This window comes from Micromonospora inositola (genome assembly GCF_900090285.1).
GTDB classification, from domain to species: domain Bacteria; phylum Actinomycetota; class Actinomycetes; order Mycobacteriales; family Micromonosporaceae; genus Micromonospora; species Micromonospora inositola.
The window spans coordinates 3350996-3364634 of record NZ_LT607754.1; the positions used below are offsets into that span (position 1 = coordinate 3350996).

General features: G+C 73.2%; 15 protein-coding genes. 5 read left to right on the plus strand and 10 right to left on the minus strand.

Annotated features, from left to right (window positions below; all coding sequences use genetic code 11):
* Window positions 1-182: 182 nt before the first annotated feature.
* Entirely contained in the window at window positions 183-2132 is a 1950-nt protein-coding gene (locus tag GA0070613_RS16115; protein ID WP_089015980.1) for an acyl-CoA dehydrogenase family protein, read from the plus strand.
* A 68-nt stretch (window positions 2133-2200) separates the two neighbouring features.
* On the opposite strand, the gene GA0070613_RS32770 is transcribed toward GA0070613_RS16115, so the two are convergent.
* The 8 genes from GA0070613_RS32770 to GA0070613_RS16150 are packed head-to-tail and all read right to left on the minus strand — an operon-like array spanning window position 2201 to window position 6637.
* Window positions 2201-2368 (minus strand): hypothetical protein, encoded by a 168-nt coding sequence (locus GA0070613_RS32770; protein ID WP_172875831.1) that lies wholly within the window; start codon window positions 2366-2368, stop codon window positions 2201-2203.
* Window positions 2369-2377: 9 nt separating this feature from the next.
* The gene (locus GA0070613_RS16120; RefSeq protein ID WP_089015981.1) at window positions 2378-2983 is read right to left on the minus strand and encodes a hypothetical protein; all 606 of its coding nucleotides are present in this window, start codon (window positions 2981-2983) and stop codon (window positions 2378-2380) included.
* A gap of 48 nt (window positions 2984-3031) precedes the next feature.
* Complete coding sequence (locus GA0070613_RS16125; protein ID WP_089013056.1) at window positions 3032-3424, minus strand: Fur family transcriptional regulator; 393 nt, start codon at window positions 3422-3424, stop codon at window positions 3032-3034.
* Window positions 3421-3720 carry an ArsR/SmtB family transcription factor gene (locus GA0070613_RS16130; protein WP_089013057.1) on the minus strand — a complete coding sequence of 100 codons (300 nt, stop codon included), beginning with the start codon at window positions 3718-3720 and terminating at the stop codon, window positions 3421-3423. The genes GA0070613_RS16125 and GA0070613_RS16130 overlap by 4 nt, the downstream gene beginning before the upstream one ends.
* A 43-nt stretch (window positions 3721-3763) precedes the next feature.
* Window positions 3764-4630, minus strand: a complete 867-nt coding sequence (locus GA0070613_RS16135) for a metal ABC transporter permease (RefSeq protein ID WP_089013058.1) — start codon at window positions 4628-4630, stop codon at window positions 3764-3766.
* Between the two features lies 1 nt (window position 4631).
* Entirely contained in the window at window positions 4632-5393 is a 762-nt protein-coding gene (locus tag GA0070613_RS16140) for a metal ABC transporter ATP-binding protein (protein ID WP_089013059.1), read from the minus strand.
* Window positions 5390-6325: a metal ABC transporter substrate-binding protein gene (locus GA0070613_RS16145; protein ID WP_089013060.1), complete on the minus strand. Its 936-nt coding sequence runs from the start codon at window positions 6323-6325 to the stop codon at window positions 5390-5392. Before GA0070613_RS16145 ends, GA0070613_RS16140 begins: the two co-directional genes overlap by 4 nt.
* 54 nt (window positions 6326-6379) lie before the next feature.
* Window positions 6380-6637 (minus strand): DUF6703 family protein, encoded by a 258-nt coding sequence (locus GA0070613_RS16150; RefSeq protein ID WP_089013061.1) that lies wholly within the window; start codon window positions 6635-6637, stop codon window positions 6380-6382.
* A 27-nt stretch (window positions 6638-6664) separates the two neighbouring features.
* Between GA0070613_RS16150 and GA0070613_RS16155 the strand changes: the two genes are divergently transcribed.
* From GA0070613_RS16155 to dusB, 4 genes are all read left to right on the plus strand, one after another.
* On the plus strand, window positions 6665-7006 hold the full coding sequence (locus GA0070613_RS16155) for an antibiotic biosynthesis monooxygenase family protein (protein WP_089013062.1): 342 nt from the start codon (window positions 6665-6667) through the stop codon (window positions 7004-7006).
* Window positions 7007-7031: 25 nt separating this feature from the next.
* On the plus strand, window positions 7032-7592 hold the full coding sequence (locus tag GA0070613_RS16160) for an Rv0361 family membrane protein (RefSeq protein WP_231929235.1): 561 nt from the start codon (window positions 7032-7034) through the stop codon (window positions 7590-7592).
* Between the two features lie 112 nt (window positions 7593-7704).
* Window positions 7705-9084: a glycine--tRNA ligase gene (locus GA0070613_RS16165; protein ID WP_089013063.1), complete on the plus strand. Its 1380-nt coding sequence runs from the start codon at window positions 7705-7707 to the stop codon at window positions 9082-9084.
* Between the two features lie 63 nt (window positions 9085-9147).
* Window positions 9148-10320, plus strand: coding sequence for a tRNA dihydrouridine synthase DusB (dusB, locus tag GA0070613_RS16170; RefSeq protein ID WP_089013064.1), 1173 nt, complete (start codon window positions 9148-9150; stop codon window positions 10318-10320).
* A 72-nt stretch (window positions 10321-10392) separates the two neighbouring features.
* Here the strand turns inward: dusB and GA0070613_RS16175 are convergent, their stop codons facing one another.
* Together GA0070613_RS16175 and GA0070613_RS16180 are read right to left on the minus strand one after the other, a co-directional pair.
* Window positions 10393-11061 (minus strand): C39 family peptidase, encoded by a 669-nt coding sequence (locus GA0070613_RS16175; protein ID WP_089013065.1) that lies wholly within the window; start codon window positions 11059-11061, stop codon window positions 10393-10395.
* A gap of 779 nt (window positions 11062-11840) precedes the next feature.
* Window positions 11841-13634 carry a beta-N-acetylhexosaminidase gene (locus tag GA0070613_RS16180; protein ID WP_231929835.1) on the minus strand — a complete coding sequence of 598 codons (1794 nt, stop codon included), beginning with the start codon at window positions 13632-13634 and terminating at the stop codon, window positions 11841-11843.
* Window positions 13635-13639 lie beyond the last annotated feature (5 nt).

Consider the following 13639-nt stretch of genomic DNA (forward strand, 5'->3'; position numbering starts at 1 on the left):
TCGTCGAGCACGTTGACGCAGCCGGACCGAGGTTCGAGGGGGCAGCCGTGACCACGACACAGAACAACCGACCGGACGGAACGCAGGGCACGGGCGGCCCCACTGGACGGGTGGCGCCGATCGACGACCCCGACACCGGTCCCGCGGCGTCGGCGGGCGAGGCGGCCGAAACCGCCGCCGCGATCGACGAGGCGGGTGGCGCGGCCCCGCTGCCGGCCGAGGCGGGGCAGGTCTCCGAGAAGGAGGCCCGGCAGGTCGCCGAGGCGGCCCGGGAGTCGGCCTGGGACCGGCCCAGTTTCGGCAAGGAGCTCTTCCTGGGCCGGTTCCGGCTCGACCTGATCAACCCGTGGCCCCGGTCGGACCCGGATGACGTCGCGCGGGCCGAGGAGTTCCTCGGCGCGTTCGGGGCGTACCTGGACGCCGAGGTGGACGGCGGGGCGATCGAGCGGGATGCGTCCATCCCGGACGAGGTCTTCCACGGCATGGCCCGGCTCGGCGCCTTCGGCATGAAGATCGACCGGAAGTACGGCGGGCTCGGGCTGAGCAACCTGCACTACTGCCGGGCGCTGATGCGGGCCGGGTCGATCAGCCCCGCCATCGGCGCGCTGCTCTCGGCGCACCAGTCGATCGGCGTGCCGCAGCCGCTGAAGATGTTCGGCACCCCGGAGCAGAAGCAACGGTTCCTGCCGCGGCTCGCGGGTGGTGAGGTCTCCGCGTTCCTGCTCACCGAGCCGGACGTCGGCTCCGACCCGGCCCGGCTGGCCACCACCGCCGAGCCGACCCCGGACGGCAAGGGGTACCGGCTCAACGGGGTGAAGCTCTGGGCCACCAACGGCACGGTCGCCACCCTGCTGGTGGTGATGGCCCGGGTGCCGGCGGCCGAGGGCCGGCGCGGCGGGATCACCGCCTTCGTGGTCGAGGGCGACAGCGAGGGCATCACGGTGGAACGCCGTAACGCCTTCATCGGCCTGCGCGGCCTGGAGAACAGCCTGACCCGGTTCCACGACGTCTTCGTGCCGAAGGAGAACGTGATCGGCGGCGAGGGCAAGGGGTTGAAGATCGCCCTGACCACGCTGAACACCGGGCGCCTCTCGTTGCCGGCGATGTGCGTCGGGGCGGGCAAGTGGTCGCTCAACGTGGCCCGGGAGTGGGCCGCCGACCGGGTCCAGTGGGGCCGGCCGGTCGGCGAGCACGAGGCGGTCGCCAAGAAGCTGGCCTTCATCGCCGCCACCACGTACGGCATGGAGAGCATGCTCGACCTCTGCTGCCTGCTGGCCGACGACGAACGCAACGACATCCGGATCGAGGCGGCGCTGGTCAAGCTCTACGCCAGCGAGATGGCCTGGAAGATCGCCGACGAGCTGATCCAGATCCGGGGCGGCCGCGGGTACGAGACCGCCGACTCCCTCGCCGCCCGGGGCGAGCGCCCCGCCGCGGTCGAGCAGATCCTGCGTGACCTGCGGATCAACCGGATCTTCGAGGGTTCCACCGAGATCATGCACCTGCTGATCGCCCGGGAGGCGGTGGACGCGCACCTCTCGGTGGCCGGCGACATCATCGACCCGGACGCCGGTCTCGCCCGCAAGGCGAAGGCCGGCGCGCGGGCCGGCGTCTTCTACGCGAAGTGGCTGCCCACCCTCGCCGTCGGCAAGGGCCAGGCCCCCGGCGCGTACGCCGAGTTCGGTCCGCTCGCCGGCCACCTGCGGCACGTCGAGCGGACCTCGCGCAAGCTGGCCCGGTCGACGTTCTACGCGATGTCCCGCTGGCAGGGGAAGATGGAGCGCAAGCAGGCGTTCCTCGGCCGGGTGGTGGACATCGGCGCGGAGCTGTTCGCGATGTCCGCGGTCTGCGTCCGGGCGTACGCGGAGCGGGACACCCGTCCGGAGAACGTCGAGCTGGCCGACCTGTTCTGCCGGCAGGCGCGGCTGCGGATCGAGGAGTTGTTCACCGGGCTCTGGTCCAACACCGACTCGCTGGACGTGGCGTCGGCGAAGCGGATCCTCGCCGGCCGGTACGCCGCCCTGGAGGAGGGCGTGGCGACGCCGCCGGCCGACGCACCCTGGGTGGCCCGCTGGACCCCCGGCCCGTCCACCGCGCCGGACGTCCGCCGCCGCATCCCACCCCGTTCGTAACGGATTGCGGCATGTCGCGGTGTCTGGGCGACCCGACACCGCGACCCGCCGCATCCCGCCAGCCGGCGTCAGCGGGCGATGGCCCAGGCGATGACGGCGGCCAGGATGAGTCCGTTGAGCAGGGCCAGCACCAGGTACGCCTGCGGCGGGATCTTGCGACCCTTGCGGACGAAGCTCACCAGGACGCCCGCGTACACCAGCAGCAGCACGGCGACGACGATCAGGAAGTACAGCACCGCCACACACTAGCGGCCCGACCGCAGCCCCAGGCTGCGCAGCTCCAGCGCGGCCAGCGCGTCGACGGTGGCGTCGTCGCCGCGGCGCCACGCCTCGGCCACGTCGGGCGCGAGCCGGGTCAGCCTGCCGAGCGGCTGACCGGCGAGGGCCCGCAGCGCCAGCAGATCGCGGCCGGCGGGCGCGGTCGCGAGGGCCTTCGCCGCGCCGGCCCGGCGCATCCAGCGCACCCGCAGCGGCAGCCAGCCGAAGAGCACCAGGCCGAGCGGGAAGACCAGCACCGCGATGCTGAGCGCGAGGGCCAGCTGGCCGACCAGTTCCTGCTGGTCGCGGCCCGCCTCGGCGACCGCTCGCGCGGCGTCCGCGGCCCGGTTGAAGGGGGCGGTGAGCTCGTCGCCGACCAGCGGCACCCGGCCGACCTTGCCGCCGGCGTCGGCCAGGTTGTCGGCGAGGCCGCCGCCGGCCCCCTCCAGCTTCTGCCCGGGTACGGCCAGCTTCTGCACCAGGTCGTGCAGCCAGAGCGCGAAGCGGATCGCCGCATAGACCCAGACGACGACGAGGAGGTCGGTGAGGAGCTGGCGGAGGGCGGTGGGAAAACGGTCGGCGTAGATCTTCACGCCGGACAGCGTGCCACGGCCGGGCCGCCGGGGCACGGGGGAGAATTTTCAGCCGGCGCAGGCCGGGCAGGTGCCGAAGATCTCCAGGGTGTGGCTGACCTGGGCGTACCCGTGCTGCGCGGCCACCCGCTCCGCCCAGCTCTCCACCGCCGGCCCGGCCACCTCCACGGTCCGCCCGCAGGCCCGGCAGACCAGGTGGTGGTGGTGACCCTCGCTGCACCGCCGGTAGAGGTGCTCGCCGCCGGGCGGCCGCATCACGTCGATCTCGCCGGCGTCGGCGAGCCCCTGCAACGTCCGGTAGACCGTGGTCAGGCCGACCCGCTCGCCCCGCTGGCGCAGCATCGCGTGCAGGTCCTGCGCGCTGTGGAAGCCCTCCACCTCGGCCAGCAGCGTGCTCACGGCCGTCCGCTGACGCGTGTTCCTGAGCGTCCCCTCGGTCACGGCCCCTCCCCGGCGTGGCTGACCGCGTCCGCCGCGATGTGTGCGACGTGCTCGTCCACGAGGGCGTACGCGATCTCCCGGCCGCGCCGGGAGCCACGGACCACGCCGGCGCCGCGGAGCACCCGCAGGTGCTGGGAGACCAGCGGCTGCGGGGCCCCCAGCTTCTCCACCAGCTCGTGCACGCACCGTTCACCCTGCGCCAGCTCGGTCACGATCGCCAGCCGGATCGGCGCGGACAGCGCACGCAGCAGGTCGCCCGCGCCCTCGAAGGCGTCGTACCCGTTCGCGCCCGTCATCCCGTAACGGTAACCAATACCAGCAGGAGCGGTCGGGGGCGGCTCACCGGAGCACAACCTCGTGCGGCTCGGGGGCCGGCGCGGCCGCCGGGCTGTTACGTCGGCGCAGCGCCCGCCAGCCCCCCGCGCCGAGCGCGACCACCAGGAACGAGGCGATGGCCAGCAGCACCACGGAGGCGCCCGGCGCGGTGTCGGCGGTGGCGGCCACCCAGATGCCCGCCCCGGCGGCGAACAGCCCCAGCGCCATGGCGGCCGTCATGGTGCTGCGGAAGCCCCGGGTGACCTGCTGGGCGGTGGCCACCGGCACCACCATCAGCGCGCTGATCAGCAGCACGCCGACCGCCCGCATGGCGATCGTCACGGTCACCGCGGTGGTCACCGCCAGCAGCAGGTTGAGCGCCCGGACCGGCAGCCCGGACACCCGGGCGTACTCCTCGTCGTGGCAGACCGCGAAGAGCGCCGGGCGCAGCGCCAGCATGAGCGCCCCGATGGCCACGCCGAGCACCAGGATCGTGGTCAGGTCGGCCGGCGACGTGGTGGTCAGCGACCCGAACAGGTATGAGTTGAGCGAGGCGCTGCTGGCGTCGGAGAGCCCGACGAGCATCACGCCGCCGGCGATGCCGCCGTAGAAGAGCAGCGCCAGGGCCAGGTCGCCGGAGGTGCGGCCGCGGGAGCGGACCAGCTCGATGACGATCGCGCCGAGGGTCGCCGCGATCACCGCCACCAGCACCGGGGAGCGGTTCAGCAGCAGCCCGGCGCCGACGCCGGTGAGCGCCACGTGCCCGATCCCGTCGCCGATCAGCGCCAGCCGCCGCTGCACCAGGTAGATGCCGAGCGCCGGCGCGGCCAGCCCGATGACCAGCGCGCCGACCAGGGCGCGCAGCATGAAGTCGTACTGGAAGAGGTCCATGTCAGATGCTCCACAGCCCGGCGGGCTCCTCGTCGCAGTGCGGGTGCACGTGGTCGTGGTCGGGTTCCGCGTGGTGCCCGGCCGGCTCCGGGACGGCGCCGTCGTGGCAGACGCCACCCTCGTGCACGACGACCGCCCGGCTGATCAGCGGTCGCAGCGGGCCCAGCTCGTGGGCGACCAGCAGCACGGTCCCGCCGCCGGCGAGGAAGCCGCGCAGCGCCCTGGCGAACGCCTCCTGGCTCTCCGCGTCGACCCCGGCGGTCGGCTCGTCCAGGATCAGCAGCTCGGGTTCGCCGGCCAGGGCCCGGGCGATCAGGGTGCGCTGCTGCTGGCCGCCGGAGAGGGTGGCGACCGGGTCACCGACCCGGTCGGCGAGCCCGACGGCGCGCAGCGCGGCGGCCACCGCCTCGCGGTCGGCGCGTCCCGCCGGTCGCAGTACGCCCCGACGGGCCAGCCGCCCCGAGGCCACCACCTCGCCCACCGTGGCCGGTACGCCGCTGCCGGCGCCGAGGCGCTGCGGGACGTACCCGATCCGGCGCCACTGCCGGAAGCGGCGCTGCGGGGCGCCGAACAGGGTGACCGACCCGGCGCTGAGCGGGACCAGCCCGAGCACGGCGCGGATCAGGGTGGACTTGCCGGAGCCGTTGGCGCCGAGCACGGCGACCACCTCGCCGGCGGTGACGGTCAGCGAGACGTCCCGCAGCACGGGGCGGCCGTCGTAGCCAACGGCGGCGTGGTCGACCTGGATCACGGTTGCGTTCATGAACAGTCCAAGGCGGTTCGCAGGGTCCGGAGGTTGGCGCGCATCGCGGACAGGTAGTCCCCGTCGGCGGGTGGGCCCTCGAGCGGGTCGAGCACGGCGGTCCTCGCCCCGACCTCGCGGGCCACGGTCTCGGCGACCTTCGGGCTGACCAGGGTCTCGAAGAAGATCGTGGTGGCCCGGTGCTCCCGGGCCTCCTTCGCCACCTCGGCGAGGCGCTGTGGGGAGGGCTCGCTGTCCGGGGTGAGGCCGGTGATGCCGACCTGCTCGAGCTGGTAGCGCGCGGCGAGGTAGCCGAAGGCGGTGTGGCTGACCACGATCTCCCGGCGCTGGCAGGTCTTCAGTCCCTCGGCGTACTCGGTGTCGAGCTTCGCCAGGTCGGCGCGGAAGGCCTGGGCCCGGGCGGTGAAGTCGGCGGCCCGGTCCGGGTCGGCCCGGCCGAGCCGCTCGGCGAGCCGGTCGCCGACGGTGGCCAGCCGGGTGGGGTCGAGCCACAGGTGCGGGTCCTTGCCGCCGGTCTCCTCGTCGTGGCCGGCCTCGCCCTCGTGCTCGTGCCCGCCGGCCGCCGCGTCGAGCAGCGGCTGGACGCCGGCCACGTCGAACGCTCGGTCGCCGCCGTTCTGCTCGACCGCCTCGTCGACGGCCGGCTGGAAGCCGGAGAGGTAGACGATCAGCTCCGCGTCGACGACCTGCCCGACCTGGCGCGGGTGCAGCTCCAGGTCGTGCGGCTCGGCGCCGGGCTTGGCCAGGTTGGTGACCCTGACCGCGTCGCCGCCGATCCGCTCGGCGAGGAACTGCAGCGGGTAGAAGGCGGCCACCACGTCGACCCGGTCCGGGTCGGCGCTCGCGCCTTCGTCGGAGCAGGCGGCGACGCCGCCCAGGGCGAGCAGGGCGGTGACGGCGGCCAGGAGGCGCGGGACGGAGCGGGCGGTCATGCCCTCAACTGTCCGCGATAACGAAATTGATTGTCAAAAACGCATGATTGCATGTCAGAACAGCTTGGCCAGGGCCACCGCGATCAGCAGGGTCAGCATCACCAGACGGAGCACCCGGGTGGCCGGCCGCTGCACCGGCCAGGTGGTCACCATCAGCCACACCAGCCCCGCGGCCAGCGCCAGCAACAGCAGGCCGCCCACCGGGCCGGGCGCGAAGAGCGCCACCAGCACCAGGACCAGCGTGGCCAGGAACACCGTCGTCGGGTTGACCCGGGCCAGGCGGGCCAGCAGGGAGCTCTGCGTACGCTGCATCCCACAGACTCTACGAGGAGGACGCCGGTGCTGGTGACCAACCGGTTCGTGGTGGACGCCGAGGTCGCGCCCGACTTCACCGAGCGGGCCCACGCCGCCCTCGCGGCGCTCGCCGCCCGCCCCGGCTACCTGCGCGGGGAACTGCTGCGGGCGCTGGACGACCCGACGTACTGGTGCCTGCTCACCGAGTGGGAGTCGGTCGGGGCGTACCGGCGGGCGCTGGGCGGCTTCGACGTCAAGATCACCGCGGTGCCGCTGCTGGCCCAGTCGGTCGACGAGCCATCGGCGTACGAGACGCTCGCCAGCGCCGCGCCCGACGGCGAGATCGTCGTCGTCGCCAGTGATCGGGCCGCAGGTCCTTACCGCTGACCCCGCGGGCACTACCCTCTGGCGTATGACCGCTCCCGGACCGGCAGCCCCGCCCCCTCACCCCGTGCTGCCCGGCTCCGGTGGCGCGCCGCCGGTCCCGGGGCCGCCGTCCGAGCCGGACGTCCCCGCCGGCCCCGGGGTGGCCCCGCCGTTCGCCGCCCCGCCCACCGAGGGCGGCCGCGCCCGGCTCTGGCTCGGCCTCGGCGTCGGGGCGCTCGCCGTGCTGCTCTGTTGCGGCGGTGGCGGCGCGGCCATCGTCGGACTGGCGGTGAGCAACGTCCAGGCGATCGAGGAGCAGGGCCGGACGGTGACCGACGACTACTACCAGGCCCTGGTGGAGAAGGACTGGTCCCGGGCGTACGACAGGCTCTGCGACGACGCCCAGCGGCGCGAGTCCCGGCCGGAGTTCGAGCAGCGGGTCGCCGCCGAGCCGTCGATCTCCGGCTACCGGGTGGGCAAGGTCGACGCCCAGACCCGCACCGTGCCGGTCGACGTGACGCTCAGCGGGGGCAAGCGGGAGGCCCAGCAGGTGACCCTGGCGGCGGATCCGCAGACCGGTGGCATGGAGGTCTGCGGGGTGAGCTGAACCGCCCCCGGTATTCTGCTGGGCTCGGGACAACGGTAGCCGTACCGTTGTCGCGAACTGACCGTTCCATCCACATCGCCCCCGCCGACCGCCAGCCGGCGTAGGAGGAAACATGCCAGCCGACCGTATCGACGCCGTCGTCAGCCTCGCCAAGCGCCGAGGCTTCGTCTTCCCCTCCAGCGAGATCTACGGGGGCACCCGGTCGGCGTGGGACTACGGTCCGCTCGGCGTGGAGCTCAAGGAGAACGTCCGCCGGCAGTGGTGGAAGACGATGGTCCAGCAGCGCGACGATGTCGTGGGCCTGGACTCGGCCGTCATCCTGGCCCGCCAGGTCTGGGAGGCTTCCGGCCACATCGCCGAGTTCGTCGACCCGCTGACCGAGTGCCAGTCCTGCCACAAGCGGTTCCGCGCCGACCACCTCGAGGAGGCGTTCGAGGCCAAGCACGGCCGCCCGCCGGTCTCGCTGTCCGAGATCAACTGCCCGAACTGCGGCAACAAGGGCACCTTCACCGAGCCGAAGATGTTCAACGGCCTGATGAAGACGTACCTCGGCCCGGTGGAGAGCGAAGAGGGCCTGCACTACCTGCGCCCGGAGACCGCCCAGGGCATCTTCGTCAACTACAAGAACGTGGAGACGGTCGCCCGCAAGAAGCCGCCGTTCGGCATCGCGCAGACCGGCAAGTCGTTCCGCAACGAGATCACCCCGGGCAACTTCATCTTCCGGACCCGAGAGTTCGAGCAGATGGAGATGGAGTTCTTCGTCGAGCCGGGCTCCGACGAGCAGTGGCACGAGTACTGGCTCCAGGAGCGCTGGAACTGGTACCTCGACCTCGGCCTCTCCGCCGACAACCTGCGCCTCTACGAGCACCCCAAGGAGAAGCTCTCCCACTACTCGAAGCGCACCGTCGACATCGAGTACCGGTTCCAGTTCGGTGGTACCGAGTTCGCCGAGCTGGAGGGCATCGCCAACCGCACGGACTTCGACCTCTCCACGCACAGCAAGCACTCCGGCGTCGACCTGTCGTACTTCGACCAGACCAAGGGCGAGCGCTGGATGCCGTACGTGATCGAGCCGGCCGCGGGCCTGACCCGCGCGGTGCTCGCCTTCCTGCTCGAGGCGTACGACGAGGACGAGGCCCCGAACACCAAGGGCGGCGTGGACAAGCGCACCGTGATGCGCTTCGACCCGCGGCTGGCCCCGGTGAAGGTGGCGGTGCTGCCGCTGTCCCGCAACGAGGCGCTCTCGCCCAAGGCGAAGGGGCTCGCGGCGGACCTGCGCAAGCGCTGGGTGGTGGAGTTCGACGACTCGCAGGCCATCGGCCGCCGCTACCGCCGGCAGGACGAGATCGGCACGCCGTTCTGTGTGACGGTCGACTTCGACACCCTCGACGACAACGCGGTGACCGTGCGGAACCGGGACACCATGGGCCAGGAGCGCATCTCGCTGGACCAGGTCGAGCGGTACCTGATCGAGCGCCTGCCCGGCTGCTGAGTCGCTGACGGGGCCCTGACCGGCGCGGGAGGAGTGCCGGTCAGGGCCCCGTACACTTGTCCGGTGACCGCCCCGACCCTGCCCGCGCTGCGCCCGTTGACCCTCGGGCGGCACCAGGTGTGGCCGCCGGTGGTGCTGGCGCCGATGGCCGGCATCACCAACGTCGGCTTCCGGCGGCTCTGCCGGGAGCAGGGCGGCGGCATCTACGTCTGCGAGATGATCACCACGCGGGCGCTGGTCGAGCGGAACCCGAAGACGCTGCGCATGATCGCCTTCGGCGCCGACGAGCAGCCGCGCAGCCTCCAGCTCTACGGCACCGACCCGGAGATCACCGCCGCCGCGGTGCGGATCGTGGTGGAGCGCGACCTGGCGGACCACATCGACCTCAACTTCGGCTGCCCGGTGCCCAAGGTCACCCGGCGCGGCGGCGGCTCGGCGCTGCCGTGGCGGCGCCGGCTCTTCGCCCGGCTGGTCAGGGCCGCGGTGGACGCCGCGTCGCCCGCCGGGGTGCCGGTCACCGTCAAGATGCGCAAGGGCATCGACGACGACCATCTGACGTACGTCGAGGCGGGGCTCGCCGCGCAGGACGCCGGCGTCGCGGCGGTGGCCCTGCACGGGCGTACGGCCGCGCAGCGCTACTCGGGCACCGCCGACTGGGACGCGATCGCCACCCTCAAGCAGGCCCTCGACGTCCCGGTGCTCGGCAACGGCGACATCTGGGAGGCCGACGACGCGCAGCGGATGGTCGCGCACACCGGGGTGGACGGCGTGGTGATCGGGCGGGGCTGCCTGGGCCGCCCGTGGCTCTTCGCCGACCTGGAGGCCGCGTTCAACGGCCGGCCGGAGCGGCGGCTGCCCAGCCTCGGCGAGGTGGCGGTGACCATGCGCCGGCACGCCGAGCTGCTGGTCGACCAGTTCATCGCGGGCGCTCGCAACCCGGCCCGGGGCGAGCGGGACGGCTGCACCGACTTCCGCAAGCACGTCGCCTGGTACCTCAAGGGCTTCCCGGTCGGCAGCGAGCTGCGCCGCTCGCTGGCCATGATCGACAGCCTGGCGCAGCTCGACGACCTGCTCGGCAAGCTCGACCCGGCCGAGCCGTTCCCGGTGGCCACCCTGGGCCAGCCGCGCGGCCGGACCAACTCCCCGGGCAAGGTCTTCCTGCCCGACGGCTGGCTGGCCAGCCGGGACGACGACAACGTGCCCGACGGCGCCGAGCTGGACGACTCCGGCGGCTGACCGCGCCCGAGCGAGACGGCGAAAGGGCCGACCCCGTGGTGGGGTCGGCCCTTTCGTGGTTGGTGCGGTGGGTCAGGAGGCGGTGTAGCCGCGGGTGGCGATCCAGTCGGCGAGGTTGTCGACGCTGATGCGGTAGGAGGCCATGTTCGGGTCGGCCGAGTCGGCGATGGTGACGGTGTGGCCGCCGTCGCGGTAGCCCACGACGCTGATGTAGTGCCCGCCTTCGAAGGAGTGGACGGTGCCGTCGGTGTCGACGGCGGTGCCGGCGATGTTGGCGACCACGGCCCGGCCGTCGTCGACGGTGGCGACGATGTCGGTGCGCAGCTTGTCGGTCTGCTTGTCGTCGGCCTTGGCGTCGCGGATTTCGACGCTGTGGTAGACGTCCTTACCGGTTTCCTTGTTCAGGACCGGGGTGATGTCGTTGACGCTGTTGGTGCCGGCCTCGGTGGTGCCCATTTCCTTGGCCATGGCGTCGACGTTGATGTCCTTGCCCTGCACGGACAGGGCGTTGCGGGTGGCGGCGGGGCCGCAGTAGTAGAAGTTCGGCTGCGCGGCGTAGCGGACGTTGAGTTCCCGCTCGCTGTGCTTGCGGTCGGTCTGCTTGCGGTCGGTGTGCACCTGCGCCGTGGCCTTCTCGGCGGGGGCGGCGTGGGCGGCGATGGCCGGGCCGGCGATGCCGGCGGCGGTGGCGGCGAGGCCGGCAGCGGTCAGAGCGGTCTTACGGATCAGATCGGTACGCATGATGGCGTGCTCCTCTGCTCGGGGGTCCCGCACGGGGGTGCGGTGGTGCGCGCAAAAACGGGGGGAAAGTCTTGAGGGGGATCTGCCCGGCGGCCGGGGGCCTGCTCGGGCGTCCAGGGGGATGTAACCACCCGGGCCGGCCAGGCATTCCACCAGGCTCACGGGCTCCCTGCGGTTCCGGCTGGAAGGCCGGCGTTCCAGGGGAGGTAACCGGGCCGGGCGGCCGGGTGTTCCCCACGGCCAGGGCTCTGGGCCCTACCACCGGGCAGACCCGCGGTGGCATGCCAGGTACAACGCCCCGACCCCGGCCCCCATTCCACCGCCGGGGTGGCCGGACCACCGGACGGCCCGCCCCAAACCGGACACCACGCGCAGTCGGGGCCGTGCCGATCCGGATATCCGGTACACACCGGCCAGCCGTCCGGGCGCGAGGCGCGAGCCTGGGGTGGCGTGACTTCGGCCGGGCGACCCGGACTCCAGGAACACCCGTCCCAACGTGCGGCCGCCCCGTCGAGCTACGGACGGTCACCCTTGCTCTGCTGGCCAACCATCCCCATCGCTCACTTTGCTCTGCTTCACCATAGGCAACAGACACGATCGGTAACTGTTGCGTCCGCTGAAGCAGAGCAAAGCGGGGCCGAGGGGTGGTCGTCGGTCGGGGCGGTCGAGTAGGAGAGGCCTGGTCAGGGGTCTGCGACGGGTCGGGAAGGCGAACAGCGTGTCGCCTTCCCCAGGAAACCGGTCACTGGGCGTACGGCGATGGGTTCGGCCGTAGGCCGTCACGCTCCGTTCGTGGCGGGCGGCGGCCCGGGCGTTGCGGCCGGGTCGGGGCGGACGGGGACAGAGGCCCGATCCGCCACCTCGGCGGTCGGTTGGCGCGGCACCGCCGGTTGCGCCGGCTCGGCGGCCCACGGGATCTCCGGGGACCGGTGGAACGCGATCCCGGCCCTGTCCCAACGCGGGCCGTGGCCGGCCAGTCGGTCCCGGAACCCGGCCCAGTCGTGAGCCGCCCGAGGTGACCAGGCCAGCTCGGCGAGGGCGGGCAGCCGGGGCAGCAGCATGAACTCGATCTCCGCCAGCGAGGTGACCGACTCGGTCCAGAGCGGCGCCTCGACGCCGAGCACCGCCTCCGCCGGCACCTCGGCGAGGTGCGCCCCCGGGTCCCAGTCGTACGACCGCCGTACGTCGATCAGGCCGGCCCAGTCGTGCCCGATGGGGGTGTCCGGGGCGTACTTCATGTCGAAGTAGGCGTGGTTGCCGGGGGAGAGGATCAGCCGGGCGCCCCGGCGTACCGCCTCGGCGACCACCGGGTCGTCGCCATTGGTGCCCCACCACTGGAGCACCCGCCCGTCCAGGTGCGCGGCCGGGGCGAGCTGGTGCCAGCCGACCACGGTCTTCCCGGTGGCGGCAACGATCCGCTGCGCCCGCTCGATGAAGCCGGTGTACGCCTCGCCCTTCACCTTGAACGCCTCGTCGCCGCCGATGTGCAGCCACGGCCCGGGGGTGAGCGCGGCCACCTCGCCGAGCACGTCGGCCACGAAGTCGTACGTCCGCTCGTCGGCCGGGTCCACGTAGCTGAAGCCGACCTCGGTGCCGGTGTACGGCGCCGGCGCGACCTTGTCCGGCGCCAGCTCCGGGTACGCGAGCAGCGCCGCGTTGGTGTGACCGGGGAGGTCGATCTCCGGCACGAGGGTGACGTGTCGGCGGGCGGCGTACCGGACGATCCGGCGGTAGTCGGCGGCGGTGTACCAGCCGCCGGGGCCGCCACCCACCTCCGTGGCGCCGCCGACGGTGGCGAGCCGGGGCCAGGAGTCGACGGCGATCCGCCAGCCCTGGTCGTCGGTGAGGTGCAGGTGCAGGTGGTTGAGCTTGTACCGGGCCAGATGGTCGATCACCCGGAGCACGTCTGCCACGCCGAAGAAGTGCCGCGCCACGTCGAGCATCGCGCCGCGGTAGGGGAACCGGGGCCGGTCGACGATCAGCCCACCGGGCACCACCCAGCGTTCGGCCACCGGGACCGGGCTGTCGATCGAGGACGGCAGCAGTTGGCGCAGCGTCTGCACGCCGTGGAAGAGGCCGGCCGCGGTGGCGGCGATGATCCGGACCTCGGCGGGGGTGACGTGCAGGCGGTAGCCCTCGCCGCCCGGCCGGTCCGGGGCGGATTCTCCCGCCGAAGCCGAAGCCGAAGCCGAAGCCGAAGCCGAAGCCGAAGCCGAAGCCGAAGCCGCGGGGCCGGACAGGGTGAGCACCAGGTGCCCGGCGGTCGCGTCGTCGGCCACCTCCGTGACCGGCACCGGGTAGCCGGTCGCGGGCCGGAGCAGCTCGGCGAGCTGCGCGGCGACGTCCCGGGCGGCCGGGTCGGGGCTGACCCGGATCGCCGCGTCCTCGGAAAGCACGAAATCGGCCGTCGGGTCCGGCGCCACCCGTTCGGGGGCCGGAATCACGTCGCCCAGCCGGACCGGGGCCGGCGGGGCGAGCAGATCCCCGGCCGTCCGCGCGGCGGCCCGGGCGAGGTCGGCCGCCGCCGGCTCCTGCGCCGGGAGGCCGGCCGGGTCGGTCGGGAGCGCCGCCACGTCCG

Bases quoted from the DNA above. Each gene is read 5' to 3' on its own strand.
- GA0070613_RS16130 (WP_089013057.1), bottom strand. From the start codon at position 3,720: ATGACGGGCGCGAACGGGTACGACGCCTTCGAGGGCGCGGGCGACCTG.
- GA0070613_RS16160 (WP_231929235.1), top strand. From the start codon at position 7,032: ATGACCGCTCCCGGACCGGCAGCCCCGCCCCCTCACCCCGTGCTGCCC.
- GA0070613_RS16140 (WP_089013059.1), bottom strand. From the start codon at position 5,393: ATGAACGCAACCGTGATCCAGGTCGACCACGCCGCCGTTGGCTACGAC.
- GA0070613_RS16175 (WP_089013065.1), bottom strand. From the start codon at position 11,061: ATGCGTACCGATCTGATCCGTAAGACCGCTCTGACCGCTGCCGGCCTC.
- GA0070613_RS16145 (WP_089013060.1), bottom strand. From the start codon at position 6,325: ATGACCGCCCGCTCCGTCCCGCGCCTCCTGGCCGCCGTCACCGCCCTG.
- GA0070613_RS16150 (WP_089013061.1), bottom strand. From the start codon at position 6,637: ATGCAGCGTACGCAGAGCTCCCTGCTGGCCCGCCTGGCCCGGGTCAAC.
- GA0070613_RS16165 (WP_089013063.1), top strand. From the start codon at position 7,705: ATGCCAGCCGACCGTATCGACGCCGTCGTCAGCCTCGCCAAGCGCCGA.
- GA0070613_RS16135 (WP_089013058.1), bottom strand. From the start codon at position 4,630: ATGGACCTCTTCCAGTACGACTTCATGCTGCGCGCCCTGGTCGGCGCG.